General features: G+C 48.4%; 11 protein-coding genes. 7 read left to right on the top strand and 4 right to left on the bottom strand.

The features are described 5' to 3' along the window. Positions 1-179 precede the first annotated feature (179 nt). The gene (locus ACZ1G7_RS08765; RefSeq protein WP_472663436.1) at positions 180-650 is read right to left on the bottom strand and encodes a hypothetical protein; all 471 of its coding nucleotides are present in this window, start codon (positions 648-650) and stop codon (positions 180-182) included. 325 nt (positions 651-975) lie between these two features. Between ACZ1G7_RS08765 and ACZ1G7_RS08760 the strand changes: the two genes are divergently transcribed. From ACZ1G7_RS08760 to ACZ1G7_RS08750, 3 genes are all read left to right on the top strand, one after another. Beyond that, positions 976-1,131 carry a MerR family transcriptional regulator gene (locus tag ACZ1G7_RS08760; RefSeq protein WP_472663435.1) on the top strand — a complete coding sequence of 52 codons (156 nt, stop codon included), beginning with the start codon at positions 976-978 and terminating at the stop codon, positions 1,129-1,131. A gap of 898 nt (positions 1,132-2,029) precedes the next feature. Continuing rightward, positions 2,030-2,206, top strand: coding sequence for a hypothetical protein (locus ACZ1G7_RS08755; protein ID WP_472663434.1), 177 nt, complete (start codon positions 2,030-2,032; stop codon positions 2,204-2,206). Positions 2,207-2,659: 453 nt separating this feature from the next. Next, on the top strand, positions 2,660-2,875 hold the full coding sequence (locus ACZ1G7_RS08750; RefSeq protein ID WP_472663433.1) for a hypothetical protein: 216 nt from the start codon (positions 2,660-2,662) through the stop codon (positions 2,873-2,875). A 5-nt stretch (positions 2,876-2,880) separates the two neighbouring features. Here ACZ1G7_RS08750 and ACZ1G7_RS08745 read toward each other — a convergent pair whose 3' ends face one another. Further along, entirely contained in the window at positions 2,881-3,069 is a 189-nt protein-coding gene (locus ACZ1G7_RS08745; protein WP_472663432.1) for a Flp family type IVb pilin, read from the bottom strand. A 1,067-nt stretch (positions 3,070-4,136) separates the two neighbouring features. Between ACZ1G7_RS08745 and ACZ1G7_RS08740 the strand changes: the two genes are divergently transcribed. From ACZ1G7_RS08740 to ACZ1G7_RS08725, 4 genes are all read left to right on the top strand, one after another. Beyond that, positions 4,137-4,304 (top strand): hypothetical protein, encoded by a 168-nt coding sequence (locus ACZ1G7_RS08740; RefSeq protein ID WP_472663431.1) that lies wholly within the window; start codon positions 4,137-4,139, stop codon positions 4,302-4,304. A 512-nt stretch (positions 4,305-4,816) separates the two neighbouring features. Next, positions 4,817-5,026 carry a hypothetical protein gene (locus ACZ1G7_RS08735; protein ID WP_472663430.1) on the top strand — a complete coding sequence of 70 codons (210 nt, stop codon included), beginning with the start codon at positions 4,817-4,819 and terminating at the stop codon, positions 5,024-5,026. A 1,057-nt stretch (positions 5,027-6,083) separates the two neighbouring features. After that, a complete protein-coding gene (locus tag ACZ1G7_RS08730; RefSeq protein ID WP_472663429.1) occupies positions 6,084-6,920 on the top strand; it encodes a helix-turn-helix domain-containing protein in 837 nt (278 codons plus the stop codon). Positions 6,921-7,358: 438 nt separating this feature from the next. Then, positions 7,359-8,015 (top strand): acyl-homoserine-lactone synthase, encoded by a 657-nt coding sequence (locus ACZ1G7_RS08725; protein ID WP_472663428.1) that lies wholly within the window; start codon positions 7,359-7,361, stop codon positions 8,013-8,015. An 814-nt stretch (positions 8,016-8,829) separates the two neighbouring features. Here the strand turns inward: ACZ1G7_RS08725 and ACZ1G7_RS08720 are convergent. Both ACZ1G7_RS08720 and ACZ1G7_RS08715 read right to left on the bottom strand, forming a co-directional pair. Then, the gene (locus ACZ1G7_RS08720; protein ID WP_472663427.1) at positions 8,830-12,051 is read right to left on the bottom strand and encodes a right-handed parallel beta-helix repeat-containing protein; all 3,222 of its coding nucleotides are present in this window, start codon (positions 12,049-12,051) and stop codon (positions 8,830-8,832) included. A 3,517-nt stretch (positions 12,052-15,568) separates the two neighbouring features. Beyond that, positions 15,569-16,911, bottom strand: a protein-coding gene (locus ACZ1G7_RS08715) for an IS3 family transposase (protein ID WP_472663426.1) whose coding sequence is annotated in 2 segments (ribosomal slippage) — positions 15,569-16,584 and positions 16,584-16,911 — 1,344 coding nt in all. Because the reading frame shifts where the segments join, the coding sequence is not laid out codon by codon here. Between the last annotated feature and the right edge of the window lie 444 nt (positions 16,912-17,355).

The following is a 17,355-nucleotide window of genomic DNA, read 5'->3' as shown; positions in this document are numbered from 1 at the left end:
GTTCGTAGAAGTCCGATGACCGTGTTGAGGGTCTTTTTTCTTTTGCGAAGTCGTTCGTGATCTATTTCCTCGAGGCGCACCCGGCCTCCTCGGGTGCCCCGTCCCCGTTTGGGCGCTGTTTCGAGGACGTCTATACAGAACTGCGTAAGAACGGATTGGCTGAGTTCCTCGACTGGCAATTAGCCAAGGCGAGGAAGGATGTGATGGTTGATCAGCGACAAGGTTGTCTCGAAGTATGTCTTTGCGGCCGCGACACGTTTCCATTCCACATAGGAGCGCATAGCATCGCCGACTGTGAAGCGGCTTTCCGTTTTGGTGTAGTGGAGCTGACGATTTACCCCTGCTTTATAAGGCTCTGAAGCTGTGGCAAGAACATTTGGTTCGTTAAACCAGTTATTTGCACGCTCCAATGCTTCAACGTAGGTCAACCCATCACGTTGTATCATCCTGTGCGGCCCAAGCCTTGTCTGGGAGTAGCCACCGTCCAACCTTCGAATGCGCGCCATCCAATGCAGGCTGCCAGAAGCTTTTTTCTGCAAACCAATATGGCGGCAGAATTCCAAAATGTTCCAGTATGGGCTGTTTCTTGGCTGTAGCTTTCTCACGTTCTCCTCAGAGGACAGCGAGGGTGCGTGTGCAAATTTTCGCATGTCTTTATTGCTCCGTTTTGTTAGACGAAGTGAGTGTCACTGAGGAGATCAAATTGGCAACTTTTTTCCTTAGCGCTTGGAGGATCGAGTGTCTGCTCGGTGGATGCTGTTGCGCAGCGCGGCATTTCAATTTGAATTGCTGGTTTGGGCCGTCCCCGCATCGCTGGGCACCTTCGGCCATGGTCATGCCTATGCCGCGCTATATCCGACGTCGGCTCTGAGTCTAGAGTACCCAATGCTGCTCATTGCACAAATGACTGCATTGATCATTTGACACAGAGCTACTCTAACCCTCTATCGAAGGATTGGAGGAGCAATCGCACAGATGAAGGTTTCCGATTTGTCCGAAGCGTGCGGGCCGTCTGCACACACAATCCGGTTCTATAAAAAGTCCGGCATGCTGCCCGAGATTGAACGTAGCGCAGATGGCCACCGTCACTTCGCGCCGCGCCATATCGAGTGGCTGACACTTCTCTACTAGTTCCGCGAGGCCGGTATGTCACTCAAGCAGATGCGTCGGTTCACCGCTCTTGCGAAGGAGGGGGAATGGGGATCGCCGAGAGGCGCCAGATCCTTGCCGACCATGCAGCGACCCTCAAGGCCAAACTCGCAGCGCTTGACAAATGCGAGAGCGTCTTTTGAGCACAGAGTATGTGTGCTAGTTTTTTGGTTCGAGAAAATGAGAAGAAACTGCGAAATATGTCCACAGAATACATCGATGATCCCAAACCTCATCTTTTTCGTGGTGTTGAGCCGTTATTTGGTTCTAATGTACCATAGGTACAGAAACGTCAAAAACGAGATGGTTGGCTATCAAGTTAGGCTAACGCGAGGTCATCGCACTTGTTAACCTTTGATTTACCATCTTTGACGATAAGTTGCTTAGGTTTCGCTGGACATCGTCCAGCCTCTACCCTTCGGAACGAACTTTTTTGCTCCGGTAGAACCTGACTTCTTAGCTCTAGTTTTTCACTACAAAGTTGACTACTTTCTTCCAAAGCGAAGCCACGCAGGCTAAATTGACCTTTCGTTAACTATTTTGCTCGTGAATCTACCTCGCCAGCGTTGAGGGTAGTTATGCTTAAATTCATTGAACACCTAAGCCAAGTTAAGCATTTAGCCGAGCTTGAGGGGGATGACCTCTGGGAGCGTTGACCTGAAGCGGTATTGGACTATTTGATAATCTGCTCTGAAGTAATCGAGAAAAGCTTGTTGGCGCGAGAATAGCCCCTCTCGTTCCGACATAAATCCTCGTAAAGGTGCTCATGTGGGTTCTCAGATGAGCGAGTTTTAGCCAAATGTGAATCAATCGTACTGTGAGTTAAGCTTCTGTTAAGCTGTAGAGATGAGTTTACGGGTGCGTAATGTGGAGGCTTGAGATGTCCAAAAGTGAACTTATCGAACGTACAAACCAAGCACTTCTGGCGGCAGAAGCAAATGGATTTCCAGAAACAGAGAAAGCGCTGCGCTTCTTCCTCGCGGAGTTAGAAAAGGAACTACGGTCTACACCGGGCAGTTTGGAGAAGTTTTTAGAATCGTCTTATGAAACCCTGTGAGAATTCGGATTTTTTTATTCTTTGAATGCTCTTTGATAGTTCCCTTGCGTAGATATCGCGGATGGTTTCTAAGTCGGATATTATCTTTTCATCCTGGATCTGCGCAGCAAAGACATGTAGCTCTTTGAGCATTTCCCCCAACCTATCGTCATTTTGCATAACTTCCTCAAAAAATCGCTTTGCTCGCTTGTCCACGAGCCTCGCTGAGCCAATAGCCTTTTCGGCTAGTGGTTAACAAAGGGTTAGCATTTCAAAAAAGTGCTTTTCGAACCACATCTGTGTTGCTGACTTATCGCTGTCTTCGCTCGGGTGTCCTGCCAATTGGCTTTGTGGAGATGTTCAGCTTCTGACCAGGTTGTGAAAAGAACATCTTGGTAACGACTTGTTAGGGGAATCGGCCCATCCAAGATGCAACGGGTGCGAGGCCAACCTGCCAAACCTGAGGGGATACTGATGAGCATTGATTGTCTAGTGGATGCGATAAACAGCCTACGCGCCGAGGCTGTGGTACAAAAAGATCAAAAACTGCTTTGGAAGATAGCGACAATCGAAACGGTCTTCAAGGACGAGCTTATCAGTAAGCACCGTCATACGAAGTTCGCGAATGAAACGATCAATGTATCCAGCCCCATTGCCTCAATGCTTGAAGAAACCTGTTCCAAGACTTGATGGGCTTAGAACGCTGTCGGTATCATTTGAGACCTTAGCTGCGCATCCATGTCGGCGGTCAAATCCTCGGTACCATCGCCGACCGCCGCCAATACAGCTAAGCAAAGGCCTATGAGGATTGCAGCTAGCAGGACCCAATCGACAGTGACGGCGCCTGTCTCGTCTTCTTGAAACCTTTGTGCAAACCTGTTCATAGAATCTCATTTTTAATTCAAATACATATGGCCTCAAGGCTTGGCAAACCTTGTCACGCCCAGGCTTATAAGAAGAAATATCGTCAAAAGCGGATTGCAAATTAGGCAATTGCTTCAAAAACCGGAAACTGAATATTTTAGCCCTCATGTGCCAAAGAGCGATTTTGTGGCGTGAGTACGAGGCGTGCTAACCTAGCCATAAGCACGCCTGTGATTGTTGGTGTAATTGTTGTTAGCGTTGTGCCTTTTCTCGCCCGAGATCGCGCGCGCATCATCGGCGGCAACAAGGTCGAGCAATAGGCATCATCTACCTCATTTATGGCATATTCCAGCATGGTGGACAGCTACAACGGGACCGAACTGACTAGAAACGCGACGCTCAAATGGAAAGCAAACCGATAGGACGGTTGTCACTCGCTGGGCTAACAGTACCCATGCAGAACGGCCTGATCGTAAGCTAGAAAGCATGGATGTGCGAGGAGTGCCTCAACGAGCACCTACGCCCGTTGCTTCGCCGAGCCTGAGCATGATTGCTGCATGGCCGGCCGACCACAATCACACCTGGCCTCCCGCCAGGATCACCGAGCTGACGCCACATGAATATGCTCGCCTGTCAATTGAAGGCCAAAACCTGAACAAAGAAAACTATGAGCGTGAACACAATTGGGGGCATATCACGCAGCCCAAAAAATTCTGTGAGTAGGCGACACTTAATTGTGATCCCTAAGTTTGTGTTAAGACCTGTGTCCAAAAAACGCTCCCGACGCTCTACTGGGGATATCAGTACTCAACCACTACCTCATTGAGGCTGCCATTCAAGCAGCTGCTGAAGCTGATGCCAATGGCTGCAAAAAACTCCTGCCGCATTGATTGAGTTTGCTCTTGATCTTTGCAATCCAATACAGGTTGTATGTGATACTCAGATACGAGATATATCTTTAGACACAGCTTATTATTGTTTCCAAAACGGAAACGGCAAAGTAACTCTTTGTTAACAATTCAAATTAATTCTTAGACGGACAGGGAGGCCCGAGGACAAGCGGGCTGAAATTGGAGCTTAGGTATTTATGGAAGAAGCAAACTGGCTAGCAGGCTTGCTGGACGACCTTCGCGCGTCTGCCGCGTACGAAAAAGACTGCGAATTATTGTCGCGCGTCGTGCAAATTCAAGAAATTTTCAAGCGTGAGTTAGAGGAACGCGTTCGTAATGCGGAGGCAGATGATCACATCCAATAATTGTATCAAGCGAGACGTACTAAGTGCTTTGAAGGTCGAGGAGGGGCAAGCATCCCTTATTCTAGATCTGCAGGAAAGAACCTTAGAGATTTTTCTATTTCTTAGAAGCCATTCAGCCTGCGGAAAATAGCGCTAAGTTCGCGCGTTCCATGTGTCTGATTTTCGACATTCTCTACTTGGATTCAACTTTCCTTCAATCTCCAAGCTGGCCCAGACCAGAACTTTGAGCAACGGTGCGGTAGGTTGGCAATTGGTTAAAATTCGCTTAATTTTAAAAAGGCAAATGCTCAAATGCGTTCAATTGGGCGCAATCAGGATTGTAGCTCAGCCGGAGCACTGAGCGGTTTGCAAAGCCAACAACGCGGATCACAGCCCCAAGTTTGAAGTAGTGTTAGGCGAAGTGAATCCCAAGACAAACAACTGTTGGAGCAGCATCGGTCCACGGAGAAGCGGCTGCTAAGCTAAGAAAGAATTGTGTCGTAAGTCAAGAAGACTCCCCAAGACATTTGAGAATGCAAGGCATTCTGATCGATGGGAAAGTCGCTTTGGGTCGTGGTGAAACGCCCTTTCTTTTTCGGATTTTCTCGAAGACCGTCGTCGGACCGACTTTCTTGGCGTTCATTCAGCACAAAGGCGATTGTGGATATCTGAACGGTAGCTCCAAAGATTTGTTTGAAAACATTGAGGGCTCGGAAGAGAGTGTGGAGTGTGCTGAAATCTAGTTAGTAGGGCTCGCTTCAGAGCTTTCTTGAATGCTAACAGTTCTTAAGCGGAGTTTGTATTTTGCAACACTCTAACATGCGGAAGCAGCTGGTTCCTTTAGGGAAACAATTCGTTAAGGCTTCGTTAACTTTTTCGTACAACGCTCCGTTCTATGGGAAGGTATTTGACTGAAGCGCTAAAGGACGGTTGAGGACTTATGAAAGAAGTAGACTGGCTAACGGAGATGCTAGACGAACTATATCGGTTTGCAGTTGATCAAAAAGACCAGGCACTTATCTGGCAGGTAGGGTACACGCGTCGCATCTATGAAAAAGAGCTTGCGTTGGAACGTGCTCTAAGGATTTCGTGCAGCAGTTTAGAAAGTTAGAGTTTTTGAGCGGATTGCGGGTCCTTGCAGGCAAAAAGCTCCCCACCCAGCCGATCCTTAGACACCTCAATCATAAGTTTACTAAGCGCTGTTTTCGTGGCGGGAAAGCCATTCGCTTCCGCTACGAGTATAGCCTCGTTTGTAAGTTTGATCATACCAATCTTAGACATACAGACCTCCACATTACGTAGGCGTAAGCTGATCTCCAATGTTTAACAGTGTCTTAACGAGGGCGTTGCATTGCAAAAATTTGGCTGAAACTCGCCATTAATTGTGTGCGGATGAGCGCGGTATGGCCTAGAATAGTAGGTATCGGGGACATGATTGCAGAACCTAAGGAGCTTGCGATTTCGATCGTATACCAAGGGAGTTTGATTGGGAAGGTTTGAAAGCGGACCAACTAGTCGTGTTTAGAGGCGAATGTGTAACCAATCAGTAGTATTTCTGAAGGAAAAAATTTTACGTCGACCTTTGAGACTTGAAACATGCTTCTAGCGAAGTTTTGCCCCAACCAGGCATCGTTTCCTCTATTTAGCTCAGATTAGTCGAGCGCCTCTTGAGTCTTAGTGCGCAACTAAATTTTAAGTCAAACTTAAGAAAATGAGCAGTAAAACGTCGTTACCGATGTTCAATCTTTACGGCAAGTTGTCGCAGGCGTTGAATGATGATTGGTTGAAAGGGCACTAATATTGGAACACCATGCGCGCGAGGGCATTAGACGAAAAAAATACCCAGAGGTATCAGATATTGCTGTTTGTATCGAAAGAGCTGAAACACTTGACCAATTAGCTGGGGCTTTTGCAAAGATCCCTACTGCGTTTGGGTTCGATCATGCGACAGTTTTCGTCTTAAGTGAGGGGAAGAATTTATTACTAAATTACTTGTGTTTAACAAGCTTGCCAGAAAGGCGTCGAAATGAAATTTTCAAAAAAAATTTTTTTACCAAAAATTCTGTCCTAAATAGAGCCCGAAATGGTGAAGAGTTGGTCTTTTTTGGAGCAACGAAAGCTGCTTCCGATAAGATTGAATCAGCAAAGAATCTTCCCAAGTATTTTGCGGATCAATTTGGTGTTTCTTTCCAAATTTTTCATGAAAGCGGGCTTAGATTTGCATGTGTTCTAACGACTGTTAAGTCGTCAAGATGGGTTTCAGAAACCATTGATTGTTCGCTGGGCGAGCTGAGAGAGATCCTAGAAGAAGCTACTGACTCATTCGTCTATTTATCAAAGGTGGGTGCCTGTCAACATTATGTGTTGACGGAAGATGAAAAGCGCTTCTTGAGGCTTGTTGCGACGAAAGACGATCCAACAATAGCTCTAACGCATGAGTACATCTTTGGAAGCGCGAGAACAATCGAAACCTCTTTGGTTCGCAAATTAGGCGTCAAGACTATATATCAAGCCCTAACGATTGCTGTTAAAAGAAAAATGTTAGATCTTGACGTGCTTACCCGTCACGATATCGTTTCCTCACAAACGGGATTAGTAGGGTTGCGCAAGAGCGAGCAACTCGAGTTCTCAGAATAGATCATATCTTGATTTTAGATAGGTTAGATCACCACCTATATAAGTCTAACAATAAATAGGCTCATGGCTCGCTGTTGGCAGTTAGAAATCGTTGAACCAAGGTCATAGTAAGGTCAAGATAGTTAAGAGGGCTTAGCTCCGCTTACGGCTCGCGCCCAACAAAGATATCCAACGTATTTTTTCGATGCTCCTGTTTGATAGAAATTTACGAACCCGCCACGATTTTTTACAGCGTAGCGCTGGTTGCTATTTTTAATGCACTATTTCTTATGACTGCAGTCAACTCTTCCAATCAAGAAATATATAATTAAATAGGTCTTTTCAGAATTCAAGAGGGTTCAATTAATGGAGGTGGGAGGGCGATGCATTGGTAAAATATAAATAGTTCATAGTTACAAAGTTGAGTCAATTCTACCTAAATTGAATGGATTCAAGAAAATGCTTCGCTTTGTTTACTCCAATGGTCTTAGCCGATTTCCGTTGCTAGAGAATACAATGTTTTCTGACCGAACATTGCAGTTTCGGGACAGGTTAAATTGGCCAGTTTGTGTTGATTCTTTGGGGCATGAGCGCGATGAGTATGATAGCTTTCATGTGAATCCGCTCTATGTTATTTGGGAAGACAAGTTCGGTAAGCACGGAGGTTCCATGCGTTTTTTGCCAACAACAGGGTCGACGATGCTAAATGATCATTTTTTGTTTTTGATCGGTGGTGTAAAAATTTCTAGTTGCCGGATTTGGGAATGTACGCGCTTCTGTTTGGCACCAAATGCCGATCGAAGGGTTGCAGCCGCTCTTGTGCTAGGCGCATCAGAACTAATGGAGCAGCTTGATATTCAACAGTTTGTTGGTGTGTTTGATGCCCCCATGGAACGGATTTATCGGCGTATGGGCGTAAATCCGGCAGTGATTAACCGCGTAGAGTTAGAAGAGGAATTGCTTGGTGTCGGGCTTTGGAGTTTTGATCAAAGTGCCCGAAATAAATTAGAAAAGATCGCAGGATTTGGTAAGGCACAAGCCAAGGAATGGCTTAACTTTTCTTTTGGACCAAGCGGGGAGGGTGAACAATTTTCTGAAATGGCGACGGGTGCATGAAAAGTATCCTTGGTGGTGCCAGCCGGTGTCAAAATAGGCAAAATAGTTGTTTGCCATAGTACCATCTATATCTATGTTAATCGACCCAAATTGGATACTAGAGGTATTGGTTGGCGATACGCAAAGGCGTTTTCAAGAAGTATCATTAGGTCGGTAGCTCCAATGCAAGGCAAAGTGTTCAATGTCGGCGCATGTATAAGTAATTTGAGTTTTCAAGATAAATAACTAAGAATTAAGAATAAATAACTAAGAACTAAGATTGGAACAACTTTGAAGCTGTACGTAGGCTCTGCGAGGGCGTGATTTTTTCGGTAGCAGTAGCAGGAAAGTGACTTGATTTGAACTGATCTAGTTGGAAAATTTGGAAAAAATTTTGTTTCCGAAAGAGATTTCAGGTTAGCTTTCTAGGTATGGACATAGCAAGAGGCAAATTTAATTTAAGTCAATAGTTGATCTATCCAAGTTGTATGCAACTAAAAGTTTTAGTGAAGGCGCGTTGTAGAAATGGTTTGTGATGTCTCATTGTTATCTTTTGTTTCCCAGTCGTTAGTCTGAAGTTCTAAAACGACCTCAGCAATTTTTTTTGATGTTTTCTGAAGTCCAATAGCATAACAGTGTTCCCTTAGATCTTTTAGGATTTCTTGCAAGCACTCGTTTTTCACAATAGATTCTTCTTTCTTAGTTCAGGTTCACAGAGTTGAACAAACATCCAATGAGAATTTTCTAAGCTGTTTTGGCTCTCTTTTTTTGGATCGTCGATATTACGTTCATAGTTTGAATAATTTTCGAACCTGCTAGGAATCGAATGCCGGAACTACATAAATAAGCTGTGATCCTCGACCGGGATATCCTCGACCGGGTCATCGGGGTAGATGCCATGGCCATTGGTCAGGGCTGACCACAGTTCGGAATTGGATTTGGCGCTGTCCTCTTCGCCCAGGGTCAGGGTTTCGATCTTGCCCGACCCCATCCCGTCAGTTCCTAGTACTAAGTGTACGGAGTCTTTGTCATAGTTGATCAATATGGTGGCGTCCTGGCCGTTGCCGAGCCCGACAATCTTGACCGCATCAAAGGCGCCAATCACCTCATCAACAGAGATCAGGGTCTCGTCCAGCGCGCTGCCGCCGGCCAGCTCGGAGATATCAAGATGCAGCTCCGCGCCGCCCAGATTGACGCCCGATTGCACATCCGGGCCGCCATCTTTGAAATGCCCGCTCTGGAATTCCGAGATCGTGCTCATGCCGTCCTTGTCGGCCGTCATGCTCAGGATCGCGTCATCGGCCAGAAGCAGGGTCGCAGTGTCGCCCTTTTCGCCATCAAAGCCGATTTTGACGTCGCTGCCGACGATAGACAGGATGCTGTCATCATTCAGCGCGAAATCGGCGCCGTCGCTGGCCAGGATCACCTGGGCATTGTCGGTGGCGGTCAGTGATGTGGTGCCCACGAAGGTGCCGGTATTGGCGAAACGCCCGCCATCGGCCTCGATGGTCAGCATGTCGCTATCGGCGTAGCCATCCATCCAGAACTGCCCGGCCCGGTCGATGCTGAGCGTCGCGCCGTCATCGCCAACGGCGGTGTAATCCTCGACCTCAAGCAGGCCATGGGTGACGTTGAGCGTGCCGCCATTGCCGAAATTCAGCTCGCTGATCTGCGTGGTGCCGCCATATTGGACCCAGTTGCCGCCCAGATCGACGCTGTCAGCCTCGCCGGGCAGGACTTCCTTGTCCCAGTTCAGGCGGTTGTCCCAGCGCGTGCCCTCGCCCAGATCATTGGGGATGAAGCGTAGCTCGTCGACGCCGGCGCCCGACAGGTCGGGAGTGACGCCAAAGCCTTGCTGGAAATAGGCGATGATCAGATCGGCATCGACAATTTTGGAGGTGTCGCCATCCATCTGCGCGCGCAGATGGTCGGCCAGATCGGCAATCGTGGCGTCGTTCTTGCCCAGAAGCTGCGCGGTGAACAGCTGGATCGTGGTCTGGTTCAAGGTGCCGTAATTCAGCCCATCCGTGTTGACGTTGCGCTCATCGAACTGGTCGAAATGCTTTTGGCCGACCCAGTTATAGACGATCGTGTTGTCGAAATAGGCATCCTCGCCCGAATTGCCCGAGATCGCCGCGTCGGCGCGGTATTTATCGTCCAATTCGTCGGTATTGTTGGGGTCGTAGAGATGCGTGATGATGTTGTCATTCAGCGTCGTGTCTTCGCCCTTGTTGACCGCACCCAGCGTGACAGCGCCCTGACCTTTGACCACGGTCTTATGCGCCCCGGAGGTGATGATATTGTCGGTAAACAACGTGTATTCCCCGACCGCCACATTGGTCTTGTAGGTGCCGCCCAGGAAGTTCAGCCCGGCATTGTTGTCGAGGAAGATATTGTCCTCGATAAAGCCGCCGCCGCGGATCTGGGCGCCATTCGAGGCCGCGCGCATCGAGATATTGTCGCGGAAGGTGACGTCGGTGGTGTCATATTGCAGGTAGACATTGTGGCTGTAATAGCTGGGGGCCTGCGGGTCGTCGGCCGACAGGTTAAAATCATAGCCCTCGGCCCAGCCATTGTGGTCAAACAGGTTGTTTTCCAGCAATATCCCGTCGGTATCCTTGGAAAACAGGCCCGTGGTGCGGTTTTGGGAAGGTTCCCAGATGTCTGTGTTAACTGCGTTTTGCGGCGCGTCATGAGTGATGTCGGTGATGTCCGAATTGCGCAGCGTGAAGCCGTCCCAGCCTTGCACGTTCACGCCGCGACTGCCGGTGAAGGACAGGTCGTCGCCGATCAGATTCTCGCCGTTATAGGCTTTGAACCCGTCGCTGAAATGCAGGTTGGAGAACACGATATTCTCATAGGTGTCGGTTTGGGTCATCGACGCAATTGAGGTCAGCTCGGGGTCGTCGCCCTCGCCGTAAGCGGTGATATGGAGCGGGTTCAGCTCGGATTCACCGCTGGAGCCCTTCGAGACCACCCATTCGATATCGTCATATGTGTGGCCACGTTCAAACAGTAGCCAGTTGGAGGTCGGCTCGAGATCCTTATGGGTGATGGTGTTCCACAACATCATCCCGGCCTCAGTGTTGAGCGCGGTGTCGGGCGTGTCGCCGAGATCCGTCAGGTCAGCGGCGTTTTGGGTGAACCACTTCTCGTCCAGATCCTCGACCTTAAGCCCTTTCATCTTGGCAATATCGGCCAGGCTGATCGCGTCTTTATCTTCGGAGATATGCACTTTGCGGTGGTTGTCGCTATGCTCGACCACGACCTCACCGTCGGCGCCTTCCTCCAGCATATAGAAATCGCCATTGCCCCAGCCTTTTTCCTGGGACAACTCGGTGACATTGAGCTTGATATCCTGGGTGCTGGTCTTGCCGTCGGCGGTCTCGATCTCGACCTTGAAACTCAGATTTGAGGTGTCATCCGTGCCTGAAAGCACCAGCGCCAGCGTGTTGTCGGGGTTGATGCTGAGATGGCCATATTCGGGACCATCAATGATTTTGGCCGACACGATGTCATCGGGATCATCGGACAGCTTCAACGTCGTCACCCGGCCGCCAGCGACGGTGGCGTTGATGTTTTGAGACATGTCGAGCACCACGCCGCCGGGTTCAGGTGGCAGGTCGGGGACTGGCTCAGGATTGGGCTCAGGATTGGGCTCTGGATCAGGCGTCGGTTCTGGGTTTTCAAAAGAAAACACGAAGTCACTATCGCTGAATTCATCGGCATCGGCATAGCCGTAGACCTTGAGGATATTGGTGCCGTCAGTGATCAGGACATAGTCGCTGATTTTCTCGAAGGTTAGGTCTTCTATACTTGCGGCATCCCAACTGGACAGATCCAGTTTATCTTCGCCAATGGTGAAATCACGCAGACGGGCGCCGTCATGCGAACCTTCAACCCATGTAAAAATCTCATTGACTCCGTTGGTCGCATAAGTATTTCGCTCAGAACCAATTTCCAAGACTGTGTAGGCATCAATAGTGGGCGGTTCTGTAGGTTCTTCGCCGACTATGGGTCTTACATATTCATCTGGGGTCTGAGGACGCGGACTCATGTCTGCTAGTTCAGAGACTAGATCGAAACTTTCATCTTTGGAGGAGAAATTTGCTTCTAAAGGCGAAAAAATAAAGTCACTATAAGAAAAGTCATCTGCGTCAGTGTAGCCGTAAACCTTAAGGATATTAGTGCCATCGGTGATCAACACGTAGTCACGAACCTCTTTGAATGTCAGGTCTTCGATGTGCCTGGCATCCCAGCCAGACAGGTCCAGCTTGTCCTCTCCAAGAGTAAAATCACGTAGACGTGCGCCATCATGCGATTCGTCTATCCATTTGAAAGTTTCCGTCGCACCTTCAGTGGCGTAAGTATTTCGCTCGGGGCTTATTTTCAAAGAGATAGAGTCATTTCCATAAAAAGGAAAAAAATCGCTCGATTTGGAAGAAAAGCTCTGAGGAGATTTTTTCTCTAACCCGAAATGTTCTTGTTCTGATATTCCGATGGGAAATTGAAAGGTCTGTATTGTGGTATTAAAAATGTCAAAAAAACTTTCAAATACAACTAAAGGAAATGCATCTACCCCTGTTTGATCAGGTGATTTTTGGTGCCAGCCTGAATTCACGATATTGCTATAGATAGTTGAATTACTTTGGTGTTCACTTATCCTTAAAGTCGGAATCTTCGAGGAAATTTCTGATTTTACAATGAGTGAGTCGTATTGAAACCAGTTAAAATTCGTTTGATGTACCTGAACATCATCCGATAAGTCGTCTCCGATATGGCGAAGGAAATCGCCATGTTTGGAAAAGTCAAATGTTTGACGAAGGTTAAAAAGCGCCGGCCAGTTTCGATCAAACATCTAAGTCTCCAAAAGGTTTCTAGTTCGTCTCAGACGGCGACGCCAGATATCAAAGGCTTTGACGCTGAGCCTAGAGGCTTCTTAATAGGTAAGACTTAAAGAACCGTTTCGAAGAAATGATCGAGTTTATAAAACATGAACTCCAAAAAAAGAGATTTAGTTTCAATTGAGCGGAAACGGAGATTGGCCAGGACTAAGCGCGCCTTCTATCTGGTTGCAACGAGATAGTTTAAACATCCCTATTTGCGCATCAAAAAAGTATGACAGGCGATATATGGGCGGTCAAATGTACCACTCCTTTCTTCTGTTCAAACAAGCCAGCCGCCCCATTCTCCACCCGCAATCGCGACGCTGGCTCTGCCTCCAGCACTGCCTCGAACCGTAAAAGCGCACCTGGGACCAGCCGCACCAGCATATAGGGTGCAAAGGTCATGTGTCACTTATCCGCAAACACCAAACAGGCTGCGAGTAGCAAAGGCTATCGGAACAAACGGCGAGGATATGGGGGTATAGTGGCGTCGCAATACTGCTTCGGCGGGCGAGCGGTAAAATTCAACAACATGTTGCTGAGGCACTTTTTGGCTCTTCTGGGGCGATATGGCGCAGTGCGTCGATCCACGGACAACGCAAAATTGCGGAAGCTGCCGCCATAGTAGATTGCGAAGAGTTGGGCCGGAAACGGTTTCTGGCGTCCGAAGGGCAAGGCCAAGGTCGCGTTTTGGCGACTGAGAGTGTTATAGGCTCGGATGTGGCGATACCCAAGCTGATTGCATTCATTCGCTATCGCGCAAGTGGTATTGGCTGTGAGGGAGGCTTGCGCAGGTGGCTGATGGGTGACAATTTCAAGATCGACAATGCCTGTCCGGTATCGCTACGCCCGTCTCGTAAGATCATCCACATGAGGAGCGAATTCTGCCTTTGCGGTCTCGTTCTCTTGCCGCAGCAAGCGCAGTAGTTATCGTTTGCGTAACTTCTTAAGTGTTCTTAGGCCAGTTTCATAGCACCGATGTGGGGCTGCCACTGTCTCCAAAAAGAACTATTAAGACTGCAGGCCTTGTACGGCAATATGGTGCAACCGACCAAGCTCGCGGTCCTCATTGAGACTACAGCGAGGTCAGAAAGGTGCCGTGGATAGAGGTCGCTGCAATTACCAGCAGCACACTGCTAATTGCAACGCCCACTTGAATTGACTTCTTTGCGAAGCGTTTGTCTTTACTCGGAACATGAATGCTGACTCGCGGAAGTATGCACGCGCGCAGGCAGACGTTTCGAAATGAAAACTTTTGACTGTGTTCATGAAAGCATTGTAAGGAAAAAAACCACTGCAACCAAAGAGCCCAAGTTTCCGAATACGATATATTCTATAGTAGCTTGCCAGAAGCTTGGGCCTGTAAGAAGCATTCCAGCTAGTGTTGAAAAACTGATCAGAACTGCGATAGAGATAAGACCAAGAACTGTGGGTTTTGAGTCCATATGAACTTGATATCCCAGCGCAGCTAAAAGGTAACTTCTGCCAAAGTCAGGGCAACTACAGAATATCGCGCAACGTCTTGCCGAAGGAGTCTCTCATTTTTCTCAGAGATGGCTGTAGCGCGAAGACCGTTTAACGCTTCCACCATGCAATCAATTCTCATTAGTTTTTCCTTTGGTGAGGCAAGTTGTACTTACGCCCCAAACAGCATTGTTAGTGCGATTTCCCTAACGATTTATTACCGCACGCTGCGACGTTGTCACTTTAGAGGGGTAGGGTGGGCGCGGCGTCGAAGTCCATACTATCAGACTTATGCCAGTTCTTTTCCATAACCCCAAAAATTTTGTGTGCAGTTAATGCTCTAGTGTATACGTTTGCTTTCCGTTAAGATTTGTAGCCGAAAAGCGTTCCCAACGCTGTACTGGGGGTACCGATGCACAACCACTACCTAATTGAGGCAGCGATTCAGGCCACCAAAAAAGATGAAATTGATTATTTTAAGGAAACTTCAGCCGCTCTTCTTGTATTCGCTAGGTTCTTCTGTTCGTCTCCCCGTTAAAATCTATCTTAACGGAATCGGATACTTTTGTTTCCGAACCGGAAGCAAAAGTTTAACTTTTAATTAACTTTTCTGTACAAATTTTTGTCTCAGAAATGGCACTAGATTTTTGCGTTGATTGACGGTTGAGGTTATGTGCAAAAGGAAGATTGGTTAGCTGCCATGCTAGACGAACCGCACCAATATGCATCGCAGGGCAAAAACGAAGCATTGGTAGCGCGCTCAGAACGAGCACAACAAATTTAAAGGCTAGAGTTGATATTGTTACGTGAACCAGTGAGGCCGCTAAGTCGAACCCACTAGATGCCTTCTTAAGCTAATTGCCGTCTCTTCGGAACGGAAAAGTCTGGGTTGATTCCTTTGCCCGTAAGCTCGAGCAATAGTTTGCGAAGAACTTCTTCAGTCGCACTAAAGCCATTTGCCTCTGCCATCAAAATTGCTTGGTTAGTGCGTTTAATCATATCGCTATTAGACATATCAAGCCTCTGCATTACGTGTGCAAAAGCTAGGCAATCTTGCTTAAGGGACCGTTAACGCCCCAAAGCGCCCATTCATCATTGGCAAATTTTTGCTAACATGTTTGGGCGGGTGAGCCAAATCTTGCTAGCAAGTTGTCCGTCGTCAGGGTTTTTGGGACCAATAGTGGCCTAACCTAAGAGAGAGTTTGGCTCATCTGGATGGTTTGATTATGCTGCGTGCTGGCGGTGACGCAAGCGCCGCGCTTCGAGTGTCTTTCGTTTGATCCTTTCCCTTTGTTTTAGAATGGCTTTGTCACGGCCGAAGTAGACGTCGGCAGGTCTGACTTTGTTGATGCTCTCGTGGTAGCGCTGATGATTGTAGTGGTCGACGAAGGCTTCGATCTGGGCCTCGAGATCACCTGGCAGGAAGTAGTTTTCCAGCAAGATGCGGTTTTTCAAGGTTTGATGCCATCGTTCGATCTTGCCTTGGGTTTGCGGATGATACGGCGCCCCGCGAGAGTGTTTCATGCCCTTGTTCTGCAACCATTCCGCCAAATCCCCTGAGACGTAGCTGGACCCGTTATCACTGAGCAGGCGCGGCTTGTGAGCGACATGCACCTGATCGCAGCCAGACGCCTGCAACGCGAGTTCCAGCGTGTCCGTCACGTCCGCCGCCCGCATGTTTGTGCAGAGTTTCCAAGAGACGAGGTAGCGACTGTAATCGTCGAGGACCGTGCTGAGATAGAACCAGCCCCACCCCAGCACCTTGATATATGTGAAGTCTGTCTGCCAAAGCTGGTTGATCGCGGTTGTTTTGTCTTTAAACTCGTTCGCCGCCTTGAGCACGATGAAGGCCGGGCTGGTGATCAAATCATGCGCCTTGAGCGTGCGAAAGACGGTGGATTTCGAGACAAAGTAGCGTTCTTGGTCCGTGAATGTCACGGCCAGCTCGCGTGGTGACAGTTCCGTCTCCTGCAACGCGAAGTCGACAACCTTGCGTTTCACCTCGTCGGGAACGCGGTTCCAGACATGTTTTGGCTTGGGGGATTGATCCTTCAAACCAGCCTCGCCGCGCTGAAGATACCGGTCATACCAGCGATAGAATGTGGTTCGCGGAATGCCGAGTTTTGTCAATGTCAGACGGGCCGACAGATGGCTTTCCTCGACCAGCCGTATGATCTCTAACTTCTCAGATGCAGGGTATCTCATTCGTGGTCGCCCCCATCGCCTGTCATGCTTTTTTTGAGAAGGCGGAATTCAAGCGTCTGTTCCGCGACGACTTCCTTGAGATCCTTTGCCTCCCGGCGCAGTTCTTTCACCTCGTCAGTGTTCGCCGCGCGTGCCGTATCACCCGCCAGACGCTTCTTTCCGGCCTCCATGAAGTCCTTGGACCACTTGTAATGGATGCCCTGCGAGATCCCCTCGCGGCGACACAGCTGCGCGATGCTGTCTTCGCCACGCAGGCCATCCAGCACAATGCGGATCTTCTCTTCGGATGAATAGTGTTTGCGGTTTGCACGCTTGATGTCTTCGACGATCTTCTCGCCGGGGCTCTTCGTTGTCTTTCTCATCGTCCACTCCTTAGTGGTTACGATGAGCAACAAACCCTCTCTTAGCAAATACAGCCATTTGGACCCATAGGCGCTGACGTCAGACACCTGCGTGTTCAAAATCGGCTCTCAGGAGCTTGCGTTTGAAACAAACGTACAAATTGAGGCTGTACTTAAGGCATATCGAGACAACTTGCTTGATCAAGACTATGATGCAACGAAGGCGACAGTTGAACACTGTAGTAGAGGATCAGACGGACGGTTCTACGTACCGGTAACCTACAAGAGCTTTAGTCGAGGCTGCCAGCTTATAAGCACAGAATACGTGAGCTACCTCTCAATCCGAGATAATGAGATCAAGCTTCGGATTATCGCTACCGAGTATGTCGACGATCCCAAACCTCATCTATTTAGGGGCGTGGAACAGTTTTTTTAGCACTAACGCCACTTAGGAGCTTTACAACC

The organism is Litoreibacter sp. JB4-2, assembly GCF_055693445.1.
This window is presented reverse-complemented; position numbering and strand designations above follow the sequence as displayed.